Below are 4,094 nucleotides of genomic sequence, written 5' to 3'. Positions count from 1 at the left end.
GGGAGCGTATGTGGCGGGTCGGGCCATCGGCGGGCCGAAACTGGCGCCCCAACTGAGCCCCAACAAAACCTGGGCGGGCTTTTACGGCGGAATTGCCGCCGCGGCCGTGACGGGAGGTCTATTCTTTTGGCTGACGGCCGGGAGTATAACTCTCGCTCGGTTAAGCCTATGGGCGGGATTGAGCGTCCTGGTGGCGATCTTTTCGCAGGGCGGCGATTTGGCCGAATCGGCTATCAAGCGTCGCTTCAAGGTGAAGGACACGAGTGGCCTGATCCCCGGGCACGGCGGGCTCTTCGATCGGGTCGATGGGCTCCTGGCCGCCGCCCCGATGGTGGCGCTGATCGGATTTGCGAGCGGAGGCGACGTTCTGGCATGGCGGTGACGGCTCAAACGTTCGACGGTTACGCGCGCGAAGCCCCGGTGCGGAATCCAGCGCCCAAGCGCATCACGGTGCTGGGATCGACCGGATCCGTTGGCCGGAACACGCTCGACCTCGTCGAACGGAACCCGGCGAAATTCCGCGTCGAGGCGCTGACGGCGAACACCAACGTCGCACTCCTTGCGGAGCAGGCCTGTCGGCACCGGGCGCGTCTGGCCGTCATCGCCGAGGAGAGCAGCTACGGCGAACTCAAGACCGCGCTATCGGGTACCGGCATCGAAGCCGCCGCTGGTGCGGCGAGTGTCGTCGAAGCGGCGCGCCGCCCGTCAGATTGGGTCATGGCGGCAATCGTCGGTGCTGCCGGGCTCGAGCCGACCTTGGCTGCGGTCGAACGGGGTGCTGTCGTCGGACTTGCCAACAAGGAGTCGCTCGTCTGTGCTGGCGACATCGTCATGAAGGCGGTGGGCGACAACGCGGCGACGCTCCTCCCTGTCGATTCCGAGCACAGCGCCATCTTCCAGGTCCTCGACTACGAGCGAAGCGACGCGGTCGCGCGCATCATTCTTACAGCTTCAGGCGGCCCGTTTCGCACGATGGCGCGGATTCAGCTCGACGCCGTGACCCCAGCGGAGGCGGTTGCACATCCCAACTGGTCCATGGGTGCGAAGATTTCAGTCGATTCGGCGACCATGATGAACAAGGGCCTCGAGGTGATCGAAGCGTCGCACCTGTTTCCGGTGCCCAAGGAACGCATCGAAATCGTTGTTCACCCGCAATCGGTCATTCACAGCATGGTCGAATATGTGGACGGTTCGGTCCTCGCCCAGCTCGGCACGCCGGACATGCGAACGCCGATTGCGGTCGCACTCGCGTGGCCGGAGCGGATGACCGCACCGTCAAAGCGGCTCGACTTCGCAAGTCTGAGCGATCTCACATTCGAGGCACCGGATCTCGATCGCTTTCCGGCCCTGCGCGTCGCTCGCGAGGCCCTCTATGCGGGTGGCAGCGCGCCCACGACGCTGAATGCGGCCAACGAAGTCGCGGTCGAGGCGTTTCTGGCCGGCCGTATCCGCTTCCTCGATATCGTGAGCGTGGTCGAAGCTGCGTTGAACGCGCTGCCGAACAGGACCATGTCAACGCTTGACGATGTGCGCGCCGCCGACACCGCGGCCCGCGAAGTCGCGTCGACGCGCGTTCACGCGTTGGTACTGCGCAATTAAACCTACACAAGGTCCGAAACGACAATGCATCCTTTGGTCGGCATTCTGCACTTCGCGATCCCGTCGCTCATCGCCCTTACCGTGCTCGTCTTCGTGCACGAAATGGGCCATTTTTGGGTAGCGCGGCGGAACAAGGTGCGCGTCGAAGTGTTTTCGATCGGGTTCGGACCGGAGTTATTCGGTTGGACCGACAAGCACAACACGCGGTGGAAATTCAGCGCCCTTCCCTTGGGCGGCTACGTCAAAATGTTCGGCGACGCCAACGCCGCAAGTGCGCCCGATGAAATGCTCGCGGCAATGACGCCGGAGGAACGCGCGGTTTCCTTCCATCACAAGAAATTAAGCCAGCGCACGGCCGTGGTCTTTGCCGGGCCGCTCGCGAACATCATCTTCACATTCGTCGTTCTTACGGCCCTGTTCGCGACGGCGGGCCAGCCGTTCACCCGACCAATCGTGGGTGGGGTTCTGGCCGACAGCCCGGCAGCCCGGGCCGGCATTCTTCCAGGCGACCGAATCGTCGAAATCAACGGCAAGGAAATCGAGCGCTTCCAGGACATCGCGCAAACCGTGCAATTCGCACTCGACGAACCGCTCAAAATCGAGATCTTGCGCGACAGCAACCGCATCACCTTGACGCTGACGCCGGAGATCGTCGAGCAAAAGGATAATTTCGGCCACAGTTACAAGATCGGACGGCTCGGTCTCGAATCGACCAAGGACTCCGAGTACGTGCGATACACGCCGATCGTCGCCGCACGGCGTGCTGTCGAGGAAATGTCGTTCATCACGGTTTCGAGCGCCAAGGCGATCGGTCAGATGTTCAGCGGCAAGCGCCCGTTCGGCGAGGCGGGTGGGCCCGTGCGCATGGGCGAATGGGCCGCGGAGGCCGCATCGAATGGTACAGCGTCATTTCTTTTCCTGCTTGCCGTGCTTTCACTGAACCTCGGCCTGATCAACCTTCTGCCGATACCGATGCTTGACGGCGGGCATCTGTTATTCTACGCGGTGGAAGCCGTACGCCGCAGACCCCTTGCGCCCCGCATCCAGGATTACGGTTTCCGGATCGGATTGACTCTGGTATTGCTGTTGATGATCTTCGTGATCTGGAACGATGTGACGTAGCCCGATTTGTCGTGACCGCAATCCTTTTAATCAAGAAAACACGAATAATGTCTGGGGGGAGCCGTTGGGGCGATTCAATGTAAGATTGGCACTCGGGGTATCGGTCGTCGCAATGGCTTTGTTGCCACCGTTGTTATCCTTGGCTCAGAACAACCCGACTTCTCCTCCCGCCAATCCGCCGACCATCCGCCAGCCTCGCGCAGTCCCGCCCCCTCCAACGCCTTCGAACGAGCCTCCGCCGGCCGGTTCAACGGGCACTGGCAATCCATCGACTGCGGCACCCTTGCCGGGCGGCTCGGGGGTCGTGCAGGAAATACGCATCGAGGGTAGCCAGCGGATCGAGCCGTCGACCGTGCGCTCGTATCTCACGATTCAACTCGGCGATCCGTTTGACTCCGCAAAGATGGACGAGTCGCTGAAGGCGCTATTCGCGACAGGGCTTTTTGCCGATGTGTCGTTACGACGCGACGGCAATACGCTTATCGTGCGCGTCATCGAGAATCCGATCATCAATCGCGTTGCGTTCGAGGGCAACTCGAAGATCGAGGATAAGCAGCTCAACGATGAAATTCAGTTAAAGCCTCGCACGGTCTATACGCGCACCAAGGTTCAGCAGGACGTCCAGCGCATTCTCGACGTCTATCGCCGGAGCGGGCGTTTCGCGGCGACGGTCGAGCCCAAGGTCATAACGTTGCCCGAAAACCGGGTCGATCTCGTCTACGAGATCAACGAAGGCGACAAGACGAAGGTCACACGCATCAGCTTTATCGGCAATCACGCCTTCAGCGACGATCGCTTGCGCCAGGAAGTGCAGACGACGGAGAGTGCCTGGTGGCGCTTTCTCTCGAGCAATGACACATACGATCCGGACCGCCTAACGTTCGATCGAGAGCTTTTGCGCAAATTCTACCTCGCCAACGGCTACGCGGATTTTCGGGTGGTCTCCGCGGTCGCCGAGCTATCGCCGGATAAAAGCGGATTTTACATCACCTTCACGATCGAGGAAGGCGAGCGCTACAAGTTCGGCAAGGTCGACGTGTCAAGCTCGGTGAAGGATGTCGACCCGTCGACGTTGCGGTCGCTGATCACGGTCAGCGAGGGCGACTGGTACAATGCGGACGAGGTCGAGAATACCATCAAGAAAATCTCCGACGCGCTCGGCAACCGCGGCTACGCCTTCGTGGACGTTCGACCGAAAGTCAAGCGCGACAAAGACCAGAAAACGATCGATATCACTTTCGACGTGCAGGAAGGTCCACGCGTCTATATCGAGCGCGTGAACATCAAGGGTAATACGCGAACGCTCGACAAGGTGATTCGCCGCGAGCTGCAGTTCGTCGAGGGCGACGCGTTCAGCACGTCGAAAATCGAGG

General features: G+C 61.0%; 5 protein-coding genes. 4 read left to right on the top strand and 1 reads right to left on the bottom strand.

The window, feature by feature from the left end:
• The 3 genes from VEJ16_01830 to rseP all read left to right on the top strand — a co-directional run.
• Window positions 1-382, top strand: a 382-nt coding sequence (locus tag VEJ16_01830; GenBank protein ID HYB08392.1) for a phosphatidate cytidylyltransferase, incomplete at its 5' end; no start/stop codon positions are given.
• Complete coding sequence (locus VEJ16_01825) at window positions 373-1,599, top strand: 1-deoxy-D-xylulose-5-phosphate reductoisomerase (protein HYB08391.1); 1,227 nt, start codon at window positions 373-375, stop codon at window positions 1,597-1,599. The genes VEJ16_01830 and VEJ16_01825, both read left to right, overlap by 10 nt.
• Window positions 1,600-1,623: 24 nt before the next feature.
• Window positions 1,624-2,721, top strand: coding sequence for an RIP metalloprotease RseP (gene rseP, locus VEJ16_01820; GenBank protein HYB08390.1), 1,098 nt, complete (start codon window positions 1,624-1,626; stop codon window positions 2,719-2,721).
• Between the two features lie 144 nt (window positions 2,722-2,865).
• Here rseP and VEJ16_01815 read toward each other — a convergent pair whose 3' ends face one another.
• On the bottom strand, window positions 2,866-3,090 hold the full coding sequence (locus tag VEJ16_01815; GenBank protein ID HYB08389.1) for a hypothetical protein: 225 nt from the start codon (window positions 3,088-3,090) through the stop codon (window positions 2,866-2,868).
• On the opposite strand from VEJ16_01815, the gene bamA reads away from it, so the two are divergent.
• On the top strand, window positions 3,074-4,094 hold a 1,021-nt coding region (bamA, locus tag VEJ16_01810), incomplete at its 3' end, for an outer membrane protein assembly factor BamA (GenBank protein ID HYB08388.1). The genes VEJ16_01815 and bamA overlap by 17 nt on opposite strands.

The sequence above is a fragment of the Alphaproteobacteria bacterium genome, from assembly GCA_035625915.1.
GTDB lineage: Bacteria > Pseudomonadota > Alphaproteobacteria > JACZXZ01 > JACZXZ01 > DATDHA01.
Note: the sequence above shows the minus strand (reverse complement) of the source record. Positions and strands in the feature narration are given on the sequence as shown.